The following is a 16,137-nucleotide window of genomic DNA, read 5'->3' as shown; positions in this document are numbered from 1 at the left end:
CAAATTTCCCTTCCCGGCCCTTGCGACCAGCCCTAAATCTTTGCCGACGCGACGGCGCCGAAATGCACGTCGCCGGCGGCTACCGTCACGACCGACCCCTCATCATCGCGGATCACGAAACGGCAGTCCGCGTCAATGGTCTCGAAGGTACCGCGCACCACATTCCCGTCAATCCTGACAGCAACCTCGCCGCCAAGCCCCGCCGCGCGCGCCAGCCAGCGACGCCGGATGGCGTCGAGCCCGCGTCCGTCGTCCCACAGCCGGGCATTGTCGGTCCAGGCATCGGACAGCGCCAAGAACAGCGTTTCGGCGTCGCATGTCGCGCCCAGTGCCTGAAGCGATGTCGCCGGATACGGCAAATCCGGCGGATGCGCCACCACATTGACGCCGATGCCCACCGCCACCGCGAAACGGCCGCCATCGAGAATGGCCGATTCCAGCAGGATGCCGGCCAGCTTGGCGCCGGAGGCCAGCACATCGTTCGGCCATTTCAGCTCGAAGCGGTTCTGCCCCTGGCTGGCGCCGTCGAGGCCGATGGCGATCCTGCCCTTCGGCACCACGGCGTCGAGCGCATCGGCCAGCGACAGGCCGGCGACGAAGCCCAGCGTCGCCGCCAGACGCAACTCACCGCCGGTGATGACCAGCAATGTCGCCGCCAGATTGCCCTCGGGCGATACCCAGGCCCTGCCGCGGCGGCCACGGCCGCTTTCCTGCTTCTTGGAAACGACCCACAATTTGCCGGGATCGCCTGCCCTTGCATGGTCCAGCGCCAGCGTGTTGGTGGAACCCACACTGTCATGCGCCTCGAGCCGGAACCCTTCCGTCTCAGAGGTTGGAGCCAGCCGAAATGCCATCCGGTCAGAAAAATGTCTTGGCGGCGGCTTCGGCGTAGGTCGCGATCGGACCGCCGATCAGCACATAGAACAGCACGAAAGCGCCGGAGACACCAAGCACGAGGCGCAGCTCAACCGCCATCGGCACGAAGCCGCCGGCCGGTTCGTCGAACCACATGATCTTGATGATGCGCAGATAGTAGAAAGCGCCCACCACAGAGGCCAGCACGCCGATGATCGCCAGCGCATAGAGGTTGGCGTTGATGGCGGCGAGGAACACGTACCATTTCCCCCAGAAACCGGCGAGCGGCGGGATGCCGGCCAGCGAGAACATCAGGATGGTCAGGATCGTCGCCATGATCGGGTTGGTCGACGACAGACCGGCGAGATCGCTGATCTGCTCGACATTGCCTTCCTTGCGCCGCATGGCGAGGATGAAGGCGAAGGTGCCGAGCGTCATGACCAGATAGATCAGCATGTAGATGGCGACGCCGCGCACGCCGGCCTGGCTGTTGGCGGCAAGGCCGACCAGCGCGTAGCCCATATGGCCGATCGAGGAGTACGCCATCAGCCGCTTGATGTTGGTCTGGCCGATGGCGGCAAAGGAGCCGAGCGCCATCGAGGCGATCGAGATGAAGACGATGATCTGCTGCCAGTCGGAAGCGATCGGCTTGAAGGCGCCCATGGTGACGCGCACGATCAGCGCCATCGCCGCCATTTTGGGGGCAGCCGCCAGGAAAGCGGTGACCGGCGTCGGTGCGCCCTCGTAGACATCGGGCGTCCACATATGGAACGGCACCGCCGAAATCTTGAAGGCGAGGCCGGCCAAAACGAAGACCAGGCCGACGACGAGGCCGAGCTGGCGCTCACCGCTGCCAAGCGCCGAGGCGATTTCCTGGAAGCCGACATTGCCGGTGTAGCCGTAAATGAGGCTGATGCCGTAAAGCAGCATGCCCGACGACAGCGCGCCCAGCACAAAATACTTCAAACCGGCCTCGGTCGAACGCAGATTGTCGCGGTTGATCGCGGCCAGCACGTAGATCGCCAGCGACTGCAGCTCGAGGCCGAGATAGAGCCCGATCATGCCGTTGGCCGAGATCATCAGCATCATACCGAGCGTGCAGAGCAGGATCAGCACCGGGTATTCGAACTTGTCGAAATGCTCCTGCCTGGCGAAGCGCATCGACATCACCAGCGTCACCGCCGAACCGATCAGCGACAGCACCTTCATGAAGCGGGAGAACGGATCCTGGATGAAGGCGTTGCCGTAGGCTGCGCCCTGTCCCGTGGGAAAGATCAGCCATAGGCCTGCGATCACCAGCACGGCGACGGCAAGGACAGTCACCAGAATGGCAGTGTTGGCGCGCGAATAGGCGCCCACCATCAACAGCGCCAGCGCGCCGATGGCGAGGATCAGCTCCGGCGTCGAGAGCGAAAGGCTGGAATAAAGGTCCGGCGTCATGGTTCGCAAAACCTCTGGTCAGTTCGCCGCCGCGGTCTGCGCGGCGCCGATGGATGCGGTGACATTGGTGACGAGCGCCTTGACCGACTGGGCCGTGGCATCGAAGACGGGAGCGGGATAGACGCCGAAGAAGATGACCAGCACGACCAGCGGGTAGATGATCGCCTTCTCGCGCGTCGACAGATCGAGCAGGCCCTTCAGGCTTTCCTTGGTCAGCGCGCCGAAGATCACCCGGCGGTAGAGCCAGAGCGCGTAGGCCGCCGACAGGATGACGCCGGTGGCGGCGAAGAAAGCCACCCAGGTGTTGACCCGGAACACGCCGAGCATGGTCAGGAACTCGCCGACGAAACCTGACGTGCCCGGCAAGCCGACATTGGCCATGGTGAAGATCAGGAACACCGTGGCGTATTTCGGCATGTTGTTGACCAAGCCGCCATAGGCGTCGATCTCGCGCGTGTGCATGCGGTCGTAAATGACGCCGACGCACAGGAACAGCGCGCCCGAGACGAGGCCGTGGCTCAGCATCTGGAAGATCGCGCCCTGCACGCCTTCCTGGTTCATGGCGAAGATGCCCATGGTGACGAAGCCCATATGGGCGACGGAGGAATAGGCGATCAGCTTCTTCATGTCCTCCTGCATCAGCGCCACCAGGGAGGTGTAGATGATGGCGACGACCGACAGCGTAAACACCAGCGGCGCGAACATTTCCGAGGCCAGCGGGAACATCGGCAGGGAAAAGCGCAGGAAGCCGTACCCGCCCATTTTCAACAGGATGCCGGCCAGGATCACCGAGCCCGCCGTCGGCGCTTCGACGTGGGCGTCGGGCAGCCAGGTGTGCACCGGCCACATCGGCATCTTCACCGCGAAGGAGGCGAAGAAGGCCAGAAATAGCCATGTCTGCATGTGGGCCGGGAAGTTGTGGGTCAGCAGCGTCGGGATGTCGGTGGTGCCCGCCTGGAAGAACATCGCCATGATGGCGAGCAGCATCAGCACCGAGCCGGCCAACGTGTAGAGGAAGAACTTGAACGAGGCATAGACGCGGCGCTTGCCGCCCCAGACGCCGATGATGATGAACATCGGGATCAGGCCGGCCTCGAAGAAGACGTAGAACAGCACGATGTCGAGCGCGCAGAACACGCCGATCATCAGCGTTTCCAAGAGCAGGAAGGCAATCATGTAGGCCTTGACGCGCTTGTCGATCGCTTCCCACGACGCCAGGATGCAGAGCGGCATCAGGAACGTCGTCAGGATGACGAACAGCATCGAAATGCCGTCGACGCCCATATGGTAGGAGATGCCGGAATCCAGCCAGGCAAACTTCTCGACGAACTGGAAGCCGGCCTGCGAATTGTCGAATCCGGTCCAGATGAACAGCGAGATGATGAAGGTGGCCGCCGTCGTCGTGAACGCGATGGCGCGGATGTTGCGACGCGCATTCGGGCTGTCATCCCTGATGAACAGGATCATCAGCACACCTACGAGCGGCAGGAAGGTGACCAGCGAGAGGATTGGCCAGGCGGTCATCAGAGCATCATCCAGGTGACGAGTGCGGCCACGCCGATCAGCATGGCGAAGGCATAGTGATAGAGATAGCCGGTCTGCAGCTTGACGACGCGGTCGGTGACGTCGACGACACGCGCCGAAATGCCGTCAGGGCCGAGCCCGTCGATGATGGTGCCGTCGCCGGTCTTCCACAAGAACCTGCCCAGCGCCTTTGCCGGCCGCACGAACAGGACGTCGTAGAGCTCGTCAAAGTACCATTTGTTGAGCAGGAAGGCATAGAGCAGCCGATGGTTGGCGGCGACGCTCCGGGGCAGTTCCGGCGAGCGGATGTAGAACTTCCAGGCGACGGCAAAGCCGATGATCATGGCGACGAACGGTGCCAGCTCGACCCACAGCGGCAATTCATGGATCTCGTGCAGGATGTGGTTGTCCGGCAGCGTGAACAGCGAGGCCTTCCAGAATTCGGCATAGGCTTCGCCGATGAAGGCACCATGGAAGATAACGCCGGCAAACAGCGCGCCCGCGGCCAGGATGAACAGCGGCACCAGCATCACCGGCGGCGATTCATGGACATGGTGCATGACGTCGTGGCTCGCCCGCGGCTCGCCGTGGAAGGTCATGAAGATCAGCCGCCAGGAGTAGAAGGAGGTGAAGCAGGCGGCGATGACCAGCAGGACAAAAGCGAGGCCGGCGACCGAATTGTGGCCGGCAAAGGCAGCCTCGATGATGGCATCCTTGGAGAAGAAGCCGGCGGTGCCGATGACGGTCACCGGAATGCCGACGCCGGTCAGCGCCAGCGTGCCGATCACCATCATCCAGTAGGTCTTCGGAATGAGCTTCCGCAGGCCGCCCATCTTGCGCATGTCCTGCTCGTCGGAGACGGCATGGATGACCGAGCCGGAGCCCAGGAACAGCAGCGCCTTGAAGAAGGCATGCGTGAACAAATGGAAGATCGCCGCGCCATAGGCGCCGACGCCGAGCGCGACGAACATGTAGCCGAGCTGCGAGCAGGTCGAATAGGCGATGACGCGCTTGATGTCGTTCTGAACCAGGCCGACGGTCGCCGCGAAGAAGGCGGTGAAGGCGCCGATGAAGGTCACCACCGTGAGCGCCGAATGCGACAGTTCGAAGAGCGGCGACAGCCGCGCCAGCATGAACACGCCGGCCGTCACCATGGTGGCGGCATGGATCAGCGCGGAAACCGGCGTCGGGCCTTCCATCGCGTCCGGCAGCCAGGTGTGCAGCGGCACCTGCGCCGACTTGCCCATGGCGCCCATGAACAGCAGCAGGCAGACGATGGTCATGGCCGCCTGCTTGTCCAGCGCATAGCCGAGGAAGGTCAGCACGGCGGCCCCTTGCGGCGCGCCTTCAGCCGGAATGAACGTCGCGGCATTGGCGAAGATGGTGCCGAGATTGACCGAGCCGAACAAAACGAAGACGCCGAAAATGCCGAGCGCGAAGCCGAAATCGCCGACGCGGTTGACGACGAAGGCCTTGATGGCAGCGGCATTGGCCGACGGCTTCTTGTACCAGAAGCCGATCAGCAAATAGGACGCGAGACCCACCCCTTCCCAGCCGAAGAACATCTGCACCAGATTGTCCGCCGTCACCAGCATCAGCATGGCGAAGGTGAACAGCGACAGATAGGCGAAGAAGCGCGGCCGGTTCGGATCGTGGTGCATGTAGCCGATCGAATAGATGTGGACCAGCGCCGACACCGTGTTGACCACCACCAGCATGACCACCGTCAGCGTATCGATCCTGAGCGCCCAGGACGCGTCCAAGCCGCCGGATTGGATCCAGCGCAGTACCGGCACGGTGAACACCTCGCCTTCGCCGAAGCCGACGGAGAAGAAGGCGACCCAGGACAGCACGGCCGAGATCACCAGGAAGCCCGAGGTGATATATTCCGATGCCTTGGCGCCGAGCGCATTGCCGAACAGGCCGACAATCAGGAAGCCGAGCAGCGGAAGGAAGACGATCGCTTGATACATGTTAGCCCCGTCAACCCTTCATCTGGTTCACGTCTTCGACCGCGATCGAGCCGCGGTTGCGGAAGAAGACGACGAGAATGGCAAGACCGATGGCCGCTTCGGCGGCCGCGACCGTCAGCACGAACAGGGCAAACACCTGGCCGACGAGATCGCCCAATGCCGCCGAGAAGGCGACGAAATTGATGTTGACCGCCAAAAGGATCAGCTCGATCGACATCAGGATGACGATGATGTTCCTGCGGTTCAGGAAGATGCCGAACACGCCGAGCGTGAACAGGATCGCCGATACGGTCAGGTAATGTGCGATGCCGACGACCATCTCAGAGCCCCTCGCCCGACTTGACCTTGCGGATTTCCATGCCTGTCGCCGGCGTGCGGCCGACCTGGGCGGCGATCGACTGCCGCTTGACCCCTTCCTTGTGGCGCAGCGTCAGGACGATGGCGCCGATCATGGCGACCAGCAGGATGAGGCCCGAAATCTGGAAGTAGTAGAGGTAGTCCGTATAGAGGATGTCGCCGAGTGCTGCGGTGTTTGTCCGCGCGGCAAGATCCGGGATGGGTTTGGAGACCGTCGAGGCCAGTTGCGGCGCGAAGGTGTAGCCGCCGAGCACCACGATCAGCTCGGCCGCCAGGATCAGCCCGACCAGCGCGCCGATCGGCGCATATTGCAGGGCGCCTTCCTTCATCTCGGCGAAGTCGACATCGAGCATCATGACGACGAACAGGAACAGCACCATGACCGCGCCGACATAGACGACAAGCAGGATCATCGCCAGGAACTCGGCGCCGGTCAGCATGAACAGGCCGGCGGCGTTGAAGAAGGTCAGGATCAGGAACAGCACGGAATGCACGGGGTTGCGCGACGAAATGACCATGAAGGCCGACGCCACCGCGACAAAGGCGAAGAGGTAGAAAAAGGCCGCCTCTAGTCCACTCAGCATTGGGGATCCCCCGGGTTCCTGTCCAAACAGGACATCCGTCCTGTTTGATTTCTGCGACCGCCTCCGGCCGGCAAGTTGCGTTGTCCTTAGACGAGGCCCCTCGCCCCGTCCATGCGTCAAATGTCAGCGGTAGGGCGAGTCCAGCGAGATGTTGCGCGCCAGTTCGCGCTCCCAGCGGTCGCCATTCGCCAGCAGCCTGTCCTTGTCGTAGTAAAGCTCTTCGCGCGTCTCCGTCGCGAACTCGAAATTCGGCCCCTCGACGATGGCGTCGACCGGGCAGGCTTCCTGGCAGAAGCCGCAATAGATGCACTTCACCATGTCGATGTCGTAGCGCACGGTGCGGCGAGTGCCGTCATTGCGGCGCGGGCCGGCCTCGATGGTGATCGCCTGCGCCGGACAGATCGCTTCGCACAATTTGCAGGCGATGCAGCGTTCCTCGCCATTGGGATAGCGGCGCAGCGCATGCTCGCCACGGAAGCGCGGGCTGGTCGGCCCTTTCTCGTGCGGATAGTTGATCGTTTCCTTCGGCGCGAAGAACTGGCGCATCGACAGGAAGAAGGCGCTGACGAAATCCTGCAGCAGCAGCGATTTTGCGGCCTGGCCAAAAGCGGACATCACGCAAACCCCGTGATTTTGAGGAAGGCCGCGGTGGCAACGACCATGAACAGGGAGATCGGCAGGAACACTTTCCAGCCCAGCCGCATCAGCTGGTCGTATCGGTAGCGCGGCACGAAGGCCTTCACCATGGAGAACATGAAGAACATCAGGCAGATCTTGAGCACGAACCAGATCACGCCGGGCACCCAGGTGAAGGGGGCGAAGTCGAAGGGCGGCAGCCAGCCGCCGAGGAACAGGATGGTGGCCAGCGCGCACATCATCACCACGGCGACATATTCGCCGAGGAAGAACAACAGGAACGGCGTCGAGGAGTATTCGACCATATGGCCGGCGACGAGTTCCGACTCGGCTTCCACCAGGTCGAAGGGCGGGCGGTTGGTCTCGGCCAGCGCCGAGATGAAGAAAATGACGAACATCGGGAACAGCGCCAGCCAGTGCCAGTCGAGGAAGCTGTTGGGCAGGCCAAGCTTGGTGCCCAGCCCATCCTGCTGCGACAGCACGATGTCCGACAGGTTGAGCGAGCCGACGCAGAGCAGCACGGTGACGATGACGAAGCCGATCGAGACTTCGTAGGACACCATCTGCGCCGCCGAGCGCAGCGCGCCGAGGAACGGGTATTTCGAGTTGGACGCCCAGCCGCCCATGATCACGCCGTAGACCTCGAGCGAGGAGATGGCGAAGACGTAGAGGATGCCGACATTGACGTTGGCGATCCCCCAGCCCGCATTGACGGGAATGACCGCCCAGGCCGAGATTGCCAGCACGGCCGACACCAGCGGCGCCAGCAGGAACACGCCCTTGTTGGCGCCGGACGGAATGACCGGTTCCTTGAAGACGAATTTCAGCAGATCGGCGAAAGCCTGCAGCGTGCCCCACGGGCCGACGACGTTCGGGCCGCGGCGCAATTGCACCGCCGCCCAGATCTTGCGGTCGGCGTAAAGCAGGTAGGCAACCCCGATCAGCAAAACGACGATCAGCACGACCGACTTTAAAAGGATGATCAGCGTCGGCACCACATAGAAGGAGAAGAAAGTGTCCATGTCTACTCTGCCGCCTGCCTGAAGCCGTTTTTCGCCAGCGCCGAGCATTCCGCCATGACGGCGGAGGCCCGCGCGATCGGGTTCGTCAGATAGAAATCCGTGACCGGCGAGGTGAAAGTGCCCTTGTTCAGCCGCCCGCCGAGCTTCGCCACCCTGGCGATGTCGTCGGGGTTGCCTGAGACAACATGATCGATGCGGGCGAGATGCGGGTATTCGCCATAGAGTTTGGCGCGCAACTGCTGCAGCGAATCGAAGGGTAGTTTCTTGCCCAGCACATCGGACAATGCCCTCAGGATCGCCCAGTCCTCGCGCGCATCGCCCGGCGCGAAGCCGGCGCGGTTGGTCTGCTGCACGCGTCCCTCGGTGTTGACATAGGTGCCGGACTTTTCGGTGTAGGCGGCTCCCGGCAGGATGACATTGGCGCGGTGCGCACCGGCGTCGCCATGCGTTCCGACATAGACAACGAAGGCGCCGCCGGTCTTGGACATGTCGATCTCGTCGGCGCCGAGCAGGAACAGAACCTCGCTCTCCCCCAGCATGCCGGCAACGTTCTTGCCGCCCTTGCCAGGCACGAAGCCGACATCGAGACCGCCGACGCGCGCGGCCGCAGTGTGCAGCACGGCAAAGCCGTTCCAGTCGGCGCGGGCAGCGTTCACGGCCGTGGCGAGTTTCGCCGCCTGGCCGAGCACCGCCGCGCCGTCGGCACGCGATAGTGCGCCCTGGCCGACGATGATCAGCGGATGCGTCGCCTTCTTCAGCACCTGGAAGAACTTGCCGTTGCCATCGGCCAAGTCTTTCAGCGACTCCGGACCGGCGCCGAGCTGTTCATAGTCGTAACGCGTGTCGCCGACCTCGCCGATGACGCCGACCGGCAGATTGCCGATCCGCCAGCGCTTGCGGATGCGGGCATTGAGCACCGAGGCCTCGAAGCGCGGATTGCCGCCGATGATCAGCACCGCGTCGGCCTGCTCGATGCCCTCGATGGTGGGGTTGAAGATGTAGCTGGCGCGGCCGAGCGCGGGATCGAGTGCGGCGCCGTCCTGGCGGCAATCGGTGTTCTTCGAGCCCAACGCAGCCATAAGCTGCTTAAGCGCGTAGATTTCCTCGACGGCGGCAAGATCGCCCGCAATCGCGCCGATTTTCTCGGGCGCCGCATTCGACACCGCATCCCTGATCGCAACGAACGCTTCGGCCCAGCTGGCCGGCGCCAGCTTTCCGTCCTTGCGGACATAGGGGCGGTCGAGGCGCTGCGTGCGCAATCCGTCCCAGATGAAGCGGGTCTTGTCGGAAATCCACTCCTCGTTCACCGCTTCATTGACGCGCGGCAGGATGCGCATCACCTCGCGGCCACGGCTGTCGACGCGGATTGCCGAGCCGACGGCGTCCATGACGTCGATGGATTCTGTCTTGGTCAGCTCCCACGGCCGCGCCTGGAAGGCGAACGGCTTCGACGTCAGCGCGCCGACCGGGCAGAGGTCGATGACATTGCCCTGCAGCTCCGAGGTCATGGCGCTTTCGAGATAGGTGGTGATCTCGGCATCCTCGCCGCGGCCGATCAGGCCAAGCTCGGAAATGCCCGCAACTTCCGTGGTGAAGCGAACGCAGCGCGTGCAGTGGATGCAGCGGTTCATAACCGTCTTGACCAGTGGGCCGATATACTTGTCTTCGACCGCGCGCTTGTTCTCGTGATAGCGCGAGGAATCGACGCCGAAGGCCATCGCCTGGTCTTGCAGGTCGCATTCGCCGCCCTGGTCGCAGATCGGGCAATCCAGCGGATGGTTGATCAAAAGGAATTCCATCACGCCTTCGCGGGCCTTCTTGACCATCGGCGTGTTGGTGAAGATTTCAGGCGCCTCGCCATTCGGACCCGGACGCAGGTCGCGCACATTCATGGCGCAGGAGGCCTGCGGCTTCGGCGGCCCGCCCTTCACCTCGATCAGGCACATGCGGCAATTGCCGGCGATCGACAGCCGCTCATGGAAGCAGAAGCGCGGCACTTCCGCGCCGGCGTCCTCGGCCGCCTGCAGCAGCGTGTAGTGGTCGGGTACAGTGATCTCTTTCCCGTCGACCTTGAGCTTTGCCATCAATTGCCCCCGGCGGTCTGCGCCGTCTCATATGCCTGAAACAGATCGCTCAGCCTGATGCCATTGATCATCATGCCGGCGACTTCAGCGTTTTCTATCTTCAAATTGCTCATATTCACATTGCTGAAAAACGCGTCCGAGAGGTTCGCGTCGTCCACAACGGCCGCCGACAGGTCGACGTTGTGAAACTGCGTGTTCGACAAGTTCACATCGTCAAATCTGGAGTTGCTGACGATGGCATTGCGCACATCGAGAACATCGCTCCTGTCGTGGATCTCCATGCCTGCCACCCCTACTTCTTCGCCTTGGCGGCCAGCGTCAGCGCCGCGGCCTGGCGGGTCCACTCGTCGCGGCCGATTCGGCCGGTGAGCGACAGGTAGTCCTCGACCCAGGCGATCTCTTCCGGCGTCCACGCCGCGATCTGGGCAAAGGTCCAGATGCCGAGGCCGTTCAGCACTTTTTCCAGCTTCGGTCCAACGCCGGTGATCGCCTTGAGATCCGACGGCTTGGCCGGACGAGCCACGGCCTTGGGCTGTCTGAAATCCTCCGGCATCAATCCGATCGTCGCGCCTTCGGCGACGGCATCGGTCTTCTCCGGCTCGGCATCGACGGTGCGAGCGGCAATATCGGTCACATCCTGGGCAAAACTCTGCGCCTCGGCGATCAGGGTTCTGGTCGCCGCGCGCGCCTTGGTGGCCGGCGCGGTCTCGGAGAACTCTTGGGTGCGCTGCTCGAAATCGTCGATGATCGGCTGGAAAATCCGCTGCGATGCCTCGGCAGCACCCGACAAGGCGCCTAGCCACACGCCAAAGGCATGGTTGGCAAGGCCGAAGCCCAGCGCCGACATGGCGGCGGCACCCGCGACAGGATGCGCGAGAAGGTTGACGGCGCTGGCCATCTCCTTCGGCATCATCCTTGTCAAATCCTGGTTCATCTTCTCAAGCTGGTCCAAATTGGGCATCAAAGGGTTCGAATAGGGCGCCATAGACATCTCCTGGTCGTTTCTTCGTCAGCCCCGCCCCTATATTTCCGTCCGGGGCTTGCGCCCGATTTCAATCTACTCAGCAGCCACCATCACCGGTTCGGCCCGGTGCGCGTTGCGCGAAAACTCGTCGATGCGCCGCTCCACCTCGCCGCGGAAATGCCGCATCAGGCCCTGGATCGGCCATGCCGCGGCATCGCCCAGCGCGCAGATCGTATGACCCTCCACCTGTTTGGTGACGTCGAGCAGCATGTCGATCTCGCGCTTCTGCGCCTCGCCGCGCACCAGCCGCTCCATCACCCGCCACATCCAGCCGGTGCCTTCGCGGCATGGCGTGCACTGGCCGCAGCTCTCATGCTTGTAGAAATAGGAAAGCCTGGCGATCGCCTTCACGATATCGGTCGATTTGTCCATGACGATGACAGCCGCCGTGCCAAGGCCGGATTTCAGGTCGCGCAAAGCATCGAAATCCATCGGCGCATCGATGATCTGCTCGGCCGGCACCAGCGGCACCGAAGCGCCGCCCGGAATGACCGCCAGGAGATTGTCCCAGCCGCCGCGAATGCCGCCGCAATGGGTTTCGATCAGCTCGCGGAACGGGATCGACATCGCCTCCTCGACGGTGCACGGATTGTTGACGTGGCCGGAGATGCAAAACAGCTTGGTGCCGACATTGTTGGGCCGGCCGAAGGACGAGAACCAGGCGGCGCCACGGCGCAAAATGGTCGGCGCGACCGCGATTGACTCGACATTGTTCACGGTAGTCGGACAACCGTACAAGCCGACATTGGCCGGGAATGGCGGCTTCAGCCGGGGCTGGCCCTTCTTGCCTTCGAGGCTTTCCAGAAGTGCTGTTTCCTCGCCGCATATATAGGCGCCGGCGCCGTGATGCATGTAGATGTCGAAATCGTATCCGGACGTGTTGTTCTTGCCGATCAGCCTGGCCTCGTAGGCCTCGTCGATGGCGCGCTGCAGCGCTTCGCGCTCGCGGATGAACTCGCCGCGCACATAGATGTAGGCGGCGACCGCGCCCATGGCGAAGCCGGCGATGAACGAGCCCTCGACCAGCGTGTGCGGATCGTTGCGCAGGATATCGCGGTCCTTGCACGTGCCGGGCTCGGATTCGTCGGCGTTGACAACGAGATAGCTCGGCCTTCCGTCGCTCTGCTTGGGCATGAACGACCATTTCAGCCCGGTCGGGAAGCCGGCGCCGCCGCGGCCGCGCAGGCCTGACGCCTTCATCTCGTTGACGATCCACTCGCGCCCCTTGGCGATGATGCCGGGCGTGTTGTCCCAGGCGCCGCGCGCCATCGCGCCGGCCAGCGACTTATCGAACAGGCCGTAGATGTTGTTGAAGATGCGGTCTTTGTCAGCCAGCATGACTTACCTCTTTCCCCGCAAGACGATCGAGAACCACACCAGCACGCCCATGCCGGTCGCGGCCATCGATTCCAGGGTATCCGAAAACGGCAATTCGACGAGGCGCCGAAGCCCCTCCAGAAGGATGTTGGCAGCAGCGATGCAGACAACGCCGATGACAATGCTGCGCAGCGACAGCAAAGATCCGGTGCTTTGCGCTTCAGCCATCAACGTGGCTCCTTGCCGAAGACGCGGATGTATTCGGCGACGCCGCCCTTGGCGAGCGCCTTGGCCTGCTTGCCCCAGTCGTCGCGCTCGATGCGACCCTGGAAAGCGAGATATCCATCCACCCAGTCGCGCTCGGCCTTATTCCAGGATGCGACCTGTGTGAAGGTGAAGATGCCAAGCGAATGAAGGATGCCCTCGATCTTCGGGCCGATGCCCGAGATCAGCTTGAGATCGTCGGCCGCAGCCGGCCTGTCGATTCCGGCTGGACGGTTCTTGTCCTCGAGCGACGGCTTTGCGGGCCTGGCTGCCGGCGCCTTGACGGCCGGGGCCACCGCGGCCTTGGCCGCTGGCGCCTTGAATTCCGGAGCGATGAAGGCAGCTGCCGGCGTGGCGGTGGTCTTCGGGCCATTACGCTGCTTGGCGACCTTCTCGACTTCAGGCGCCGCGGTGTTGGCGTTGGCGGCAGAATGCAGGGGCGCCGGGACGCTCGCCGCTTTTTCCGCCGCCGGTGCAACCTTGGCCCTGGAGGGCGACTTCAACGCCGAGCTGGTTTCCGGCGCATCGGTTTTCGGTTTGCCGGCGTTGGATGGCGCGACCGGGGCGGCCGCTGCAGGAGCGGCAGGCGCCGGAACAGGCGCTGCAATGATCGCGTCGGGCGCCGCGTGGGCAGCCTTGCTCGCCGCCCTGGCTTCCTTGTCGCGCGTCGCTTTGAGGATCGCCTTTTCGCTCTTCAGCGTCGTCAGGCCAGGCGCCGGCTCCGAGCCGGTTCTGCCATTTTGCGGTCCCGTGGGAACCGAGGCGCCCTTGCCTGCATCATAAAGATCGATGATTTCGGCCAGCCGCTCAGGCGTCAGATCCTCGAACGTGTCCTTGAAGACCATCACCATCGGCGCGTTGACGCAGGCGCCGAGGCATTCGACCTCCTCCCACGACAGCGTGCCCTTGTCGTTGGTGTGGAACTGGTCGTGATGGATTTTCGAGCGGCACACATCCATCAGCGCTTCCGAGCCGCGCAGCATGCAGGGCGTGGTGCCGCAGACCTGGACATGCGCGCGCGTGCCGACCGGATTGAGCTGGTACTGCGTGTAGAAGGTCGCGACTTCGAGCCCGCGAATGCGCGGCATGCCGAGCATGTCCGAAATCGTCTCGATCGCCGCCTTGGTGACCCAGCCTTCCTGCTCCTGCGCAATCATCAGCAAGGGAATGATCGCCGACTGCTCCCGGCCCTTCGGATATTTCTTGATCCATTGCTTCGCAACCGCCGCATTCGCCCGGTTGAAGGCGAAGGAGGCTGGCTGGACGCTTGCTTCTGCGAGACGGCGGACTGACATTTAGCGATCGGGCCCCTGCTCTGCTACGAGAGCTATTGCGGTTTCACATTCTTTCTGATGAGAAAACGGAATGCGTTCGGCAGATCGAGCAACACTCGCAAATCGCTCTGCGGGCAACATGTATTGCCACAGCCCCAGAACAGTTTGCCTTACTTGAGGCGAGATCCATGCCATGACCGCATCAGCGTCGATGTCATCGTCGAACAAGTGCTCGTAAAAAGCGACACCAGCCGCATTCCAAATCTGTTTGTTCGGGTGAACGGCAGCCCATTGGGCGAACCCGTGCATTCTACCCAGCTTGTCGACGTCATTGTCGCGGTGGGCAAGGCGCGTCTTGGGTAGCAGGGTAAAAAAGAAGTCATAGATCGAACAGTGCTGAGTCGAGTTGTAAGAAGCCTCTGCGAACTCGACCGGCAGCATGGCTTTTGCCAATTCGCGCCACCGCGGTAGGGCAGCGTCGGCATTCCCTCGAACACCGACCTGAGAGCGCACTGTAGGATTGGCTGCCGCCATCACCGATCAACCTCCCCGAAGACGATATCGAGGGAACCCAGGACGGCAGTGACGTCGGCCAGCATGTGGCCGCGGCAGAGGAAATCCATGGCTTGCAGATGCGCGAAGCCGGGCGCGCGCAGCTTGCAGCGATAGGGCTTGTTGGTGCCGTCGGAGACGAGATAGACGCCGAACTCGCCCTTCGGCGCCTCGACGGCAGCATAGACCTCGCCGGCCGGCACGCGATAGCCCTCGGTGTAGAGCTTGAAATGATGGATCAGCGCTTCCATCGAGCGCTTCATCGCCTGGCGCTTCGGCGGCACCACCTTGCCGTCGAGGTTCGACACCGGCCCGGTGCTCTCCTTGCCGAGCAGAAGGTCGACGCACTGGCGCATGATTTTCGCCGACTGGCGCATCTCTTCCATGCGCACGAGATAACGGTCGTAGCAGTCGCCGTTCTTGCCGATCGGGATGTCGAAATCCATCTCGGAATAGCATTCATAAGGCTGCGACTTGCGCAAATCCCAGGCCGCACCCGAGCCGCGCACCATGACGCCGGAAAAGCCCCAGGCCCAGGCGTCGGCAAGCGACACGATACCGATATCGACATTGCGTTGCTTGAAGATGCGGTTGCCGGTAAGCAGCCTGTCGAGGTCGTCAAGCGACTTCAGGAACGGGTCGATCCACTTGCCGATGTCCTCGACCAGCTTCGCCGGCAGATCCTGGTGCACGCCGCCGGGACGGAAATAGGCCGCATGCATGCGCGAACCGGAAGCGCGCTCATAAAACACCATCAGCTTTTCGCGTTCGACGAAACCCCACAGCGGCGGCGTCAGCGCGCCGATATCCAGCGCCTGCGTCGTCACATTGAGGATGTGCGACATGATGCGGCTGAGCTCGGAATAGAGCACGCGGATCAACTGGCCGCGCTTCGGCACTTCGATGCCGAGCAACCGCTCGGTGGCGAGCGCGAAGGCATGCTCCTGGTTCATCGGTGCGCAATAGTCGAGCCGGTCGAGATAGGGCACTGCCTGCAGATAGGTTTTGTGCTCGATCAGCTTTTCGGTGCCGCGATGCAGCAAGCCGATATGCGGATCGACGCGGTCGACCACCTCGCCGTCAAGCTCCAGCACAAGACGCAAAACACCGTGCGCCGCAGGGTGCTGCGGTCCGAAGTTGATGTTAAAGTTGCGGACGGAGGTTTCAGCCATTCTGGCGCCTCTGGCGAAGAGTCAGTAGTGAGTAGTGAGTAGTGATCATCAATCTCAAT

General features: G+C 62.8%; 16 protein-coding genes. All 16 read right to left on the bottom strand.

The annotated features are described in order from the left end of the window. Positions 1 to 32 precede the first annotated feature (32 nt). The 16 genes from NKJ75_RS12875 to NKJ75_RS12800 all read right to left on the bottom strand — a co-directional run bounded on the left by NKJ75_RS12875 (position 33) and on the right by NKJ75_RS12800 (position 16,078). Entirely contained in the window at positions 33 to 854 is an 822-nt protein-coding gene (locus tag NKJ75_RS12875; RefSeq protein WP_023670806.1) for a biotin--[acetyl-CoA-carboxylase] ligase, read from the bottom strand. 4 nt (positions 855 to 858) lie between these two features. Further along, positions 859 to 2,295 carry an NADH-quinone oxidoreductase subunit NuoN gene (gene nuoN / locus NKJ75_RS12870; RefSeq protein ID WP_023706136.1) on the bottom strand — a complete coding sequence of 479 codons (1,437 nt, stop codon included), beginning with the start codon at positions 2,293 to 2,295 and terminating at the stop codon, positions 859 to 861. An 18-nt stretch (positions 2,296 to 2,313) separates the two neighbouring features. Further along, positions 2,314 to 3,819: an NADH-quinone oxidoreductase subunit M gene (locus tag NKJ75_RS12865; RefSeq protein WP_023690959.1), complete on the bottom strand. Its 1,506-nt coding sequence runs from the start codon at positions 3,817 to 3,819 to the stop codon at positions 2,314 to 2,316. Continuing rightward, on the bottom strand, positions 3,819 to 5,792 hold the full coding sequence (nuoL, locus tag NKJ75_RS12860; protein WP_023833862.1) for an NADH-quinone oxidoreductase subunit L: 1,974 nt from the start codon (positions 5,790 to 5,792) through the stop codon (positions 3,819 to 3,821). Before nuoL ends, NKJ75_RS12865 begins: the two co-directional genes overlap by 1 nt. A 10-nt stretch (positions 5,793 to 5,802) precedes the next feature. After that, positions 5,803 to 6,111, bottom strand: a complete 309-nt coding sequence (gene nuoK / locus NKJ75_RS12855) for an NADH-quinone oxidoreductase subunit NuoK (RefSeq protein WP_023670810.1) — start codon at positions 6,109 to 6,111, stop codon at positions 5,803 to 5,805. Position 6,112: 1 nt separating this feature from the next. Continuing rightward, positions 6,113 to 6,733, bottom strand: a complete 621-nt coding sequence (locus NKJ75_RS12850) for an NADH-quinone oxidoreductase subunit J (protein ID WP_023690957.1) — start codon at positions 6,731 to 6,733, stop codon at positions 6,113 to 6,115. 123 nt (positions 6,734 to 6,856) lie between these two features. Beyond that, a complete protein-coding gene (gene nuoI / locus NKJ75_RS12845) occupies positions 6,857 to 7,348 on the bottom strand; it encodes an NADH-quinone oxidoreductase subunit NuoI (RefSeq protein WP_023685203.1) in 492 nt (163 codons plus the stop codon). Continuing rightward, a complete protein-coding gene (gene nuoH / locus NKJ75_RS12840; RefSeq protein ID WP_023735918.1) occupies positions 7,348 to 8,391 on the bottom strand; it encodes an NADH-quinone oxidoreductase subunit NuoH in 1,044 nt (347 codons plus the stop codon). Before nuoH ends, nuoI begins: the two co-directional genes overlap by 1 nt. A 2-nt stretch (positions 8,392 to 8,393) precedes the next feature. Beyond that, complete coding sequence (gene nuoG / locus NKJ75_RS12835; protein WP_023735919.1) at positions 8,394 to 10,475, bottom strand: NADH-quinone oxidoreductase subunit NuoG; 2,082 nt, start codon at positions 10,473 to 10,475, stop codon at positions 8,394 to 8,396. After that, the gene (locus NKJ75_RS12830; protein ID WP_023690954.1) at positions 10,475 to 10,756 is read right to left on the bottom strand and encodes a pentapeptide repeat-containing protein; all 282 of its coding nucleotides are present in this window, start codon (positions 10,754 to 10,756) and stop codon (positions 10,475 to 10,477) included. Before NKJ75_RS12830 ends, nuoG begins: the two co-directional genes overlap by 1 nt. A gap of 11 nt (positions 10,757 to 10,767) precedes the next feature. Then, positions 10,768 to 11,460 (bottom strand): helix-hairpin-helix domain-containing protein, encoded by a 693-nt coding sequence (locus NKJ75_RS12825; RefSeq protein WP_023690305.1) that lies wholly within the window; start codon positions 11,458 to 11,460, stop codon positions 10,768 to 10,770. Between the two features lie 72 nt (positions 11,461 to 11,532). Further along, entirely contained in the window at positions 11,533 to 12,837 is a 1,305-nt protein-coding gene (gene nuoF, locus NKJ75_RS12820; RefSeq protein ID WP_023670819.1) for an NADH-quinone oxidoreductase subunit NuoF, read from the bottom strand. Between the two features lie 3 nt (positions 12,838 to 12,840). Further along, positions 12,841 to 13,044 carry a hypothetical protein gene (locus tag NKJ75_RS12815; RefSeq protein ID WP_023712707.1) on the bottom strand — a complete coding sequence of 68 codons (204 nt, stop codon included), beginning with the start codon at positions 13,042 to 13,044 and terminating at the stop codon, positions 12,841 to 12,843. After that, positions 13,044 to 14,375, bottom strand: coding sequence for an NADH-quinone oxidoreductase subunit E (locus tag NKJ75_RS12810; RefSeq protein ID WP_352499750.1), 1,332 nt, complete (start codon positions 14,373 to 14,375; stop codon positions 13,044 to 13,046). Before NKJ75_RS12810 ends, NKJ75_RS12815 begins: the two co-directional genes overlap by 1 nt. Further along, positions 14,376 to 14,888, bottom strand: coding sequence for a DUF7674 family protein (locus tag NKJ75_RS12805; RefSeq protein WP_023700376.1), 513 nt, complete (start codon positions 14,886 to 14,888; stop codon positions 14,376 to 14,378). Then, on the bottom strand, positions 14,888 to 16,078 hold the full coding sequence (locus NKJ75_RS12800) for an NADH-quinone oxidoreductase subunit D (protein ID WP_023685196.1): 1,191 nt from the start codon (positions 16,076 to 16,078) through the stop codon (positions 14,888 to 14,890). Before NKJ75_RS12800 ends, NKJ75_RS12805 begins: the two co-directional genes overlap by 1 nt. Positions 16,079 to 16,137: the final 59 nt, after the last annotated feature.

The sequence above is a fragment of the Mesorhizobium sp. M0058 genome, assembly GCF_040323095.1.
Classification (GTDB): Bacteria; Pseudomonadota; Alphaproteobacteria; order Rhizobiales; family Rhizobiaceae; genus Mesorhizobium.
The sequence above is the reverse complement of the archived record's forward strand: the minus strand, read 5'-3'. Positions and strand labels throughout refer to the sequence as shown.

Excerpts from the sequence above, each read along its gene's own strand:
- NKJ75_RS12830 (WP_023690954.1), bottom strand. The coding sequence starts at position 10,756 with ATGGAGATCCACGACAGGAGCGATGTTCTCGATGTGCGCAATGCCATC.
- NKJ75_RS12875 (WP_023670806.1), bottom strand. The coding sequence starts at position 854 with ATGGCATTTCGGCTGGCTCCAACCTCTGAGACGGAAGGGTTCCGGCTC.
- nuoI (WP_023685203.1), bottom strand. The coding sequence starts at position 7,348 with ATGTCCGCTTTTGGCCAGGCCGCAAAATCGCTGCTGCTGCAGGATTTC.
- nuoH (WP_023735918.1), bottom strand. The coding sequence starts at position 8,391 with ATGGACACTTTCTTCTCCTTCTATGTGGTGCCGACGCTGATCATCCTT.
- NKJ75_RS12800 (WP_023685196.1), bottom strand. The coding sequence starts at position 16,078 with ATGGCTGAAACCTCCGTCCGCAACTTTAACATCAACTTCGGACCGCAG.
- nuoF (WP_023670819.1), bottom strand. The coding sequence starts at position 12,837 with ATGCTGGCTGACAAAGACCGCATCTTCAACAACATCTACGGCCTGTTC.
- NKJ75_RS12815 (WP_023712707.1), bottom strand. The coding sequence starts at position 13,044 with ATGGCTGAAGCGCAAAGCACCGGATCTTTGCTGTCGCTGCGCAGCATT.
- nuoK (WP_023670810.1), bottom strand. The coding sequence starts at position 6,111 with ATGGTCGTCGGCATCGCACATTACCTGACCGTATCGGCGATCCTGTTC.
- nuoG (WP_023735919.1), bottom strand. The coding sequence starts at position 10,475 with ATGGCAAAGCTCAAGGTCGACGGGAAAGAGATCACTGTACCCGACCAC.
- NKJ75_RS12805 (WP_023700376.1), bottom strand. The coding sequence starts at position 14,888 with ATGGCGGCAGCCAATCCTACAGTGCGCTCTCAGGTCGGTGTTCGAGGG.
- NKJ75_RS12810 (WP_352499750.1), bottom strand. The coding sequence starts at position 14,375 with ATGTCAGTCCGCCGTCTCGCAGAAGCAAGCGTCCAGCCAGCCTCCTTC.
- nuoN (WP_023706136.1), bottom strand. The coding sequence starts at position 2,295 with ATGACGCCGGACCTTTATTCCAGCCTTTCGCTCTCGACGCCGGAGCTG.
- NKJ75_RS12825 (WP_023690305.1), bottom strand. The coding sequence starts at position 11,460 with ATGGCGCCCTATTCGAACCCTTTGATGCCCAATTTGGACCAGCTTGAG.
- NKJ75_RS12865 (WP_023690959.1), bottom strand. The coding sequence starts at position 3,819 with ATGACCGCCTGGCCAATCCTCTCGCTGGTCACCTTCCTGCCGCTCGTA.
- nuoL (WP_023833862.1), bottom strand. The coding sequence starts at position 5,792 with ATGTATCAAGCGATCGTCTTCCTTCCGCTGCTCGGCTTCCTGATTGTC.
- NKJ75_RS12850 (WP_023690957.1), bottom strand. The coding sequence starts at position 6,733 with ATGCTGAGTGGACTAGAGGCGGCCTTTTTCTACCTCTTCGCCTTTGTC.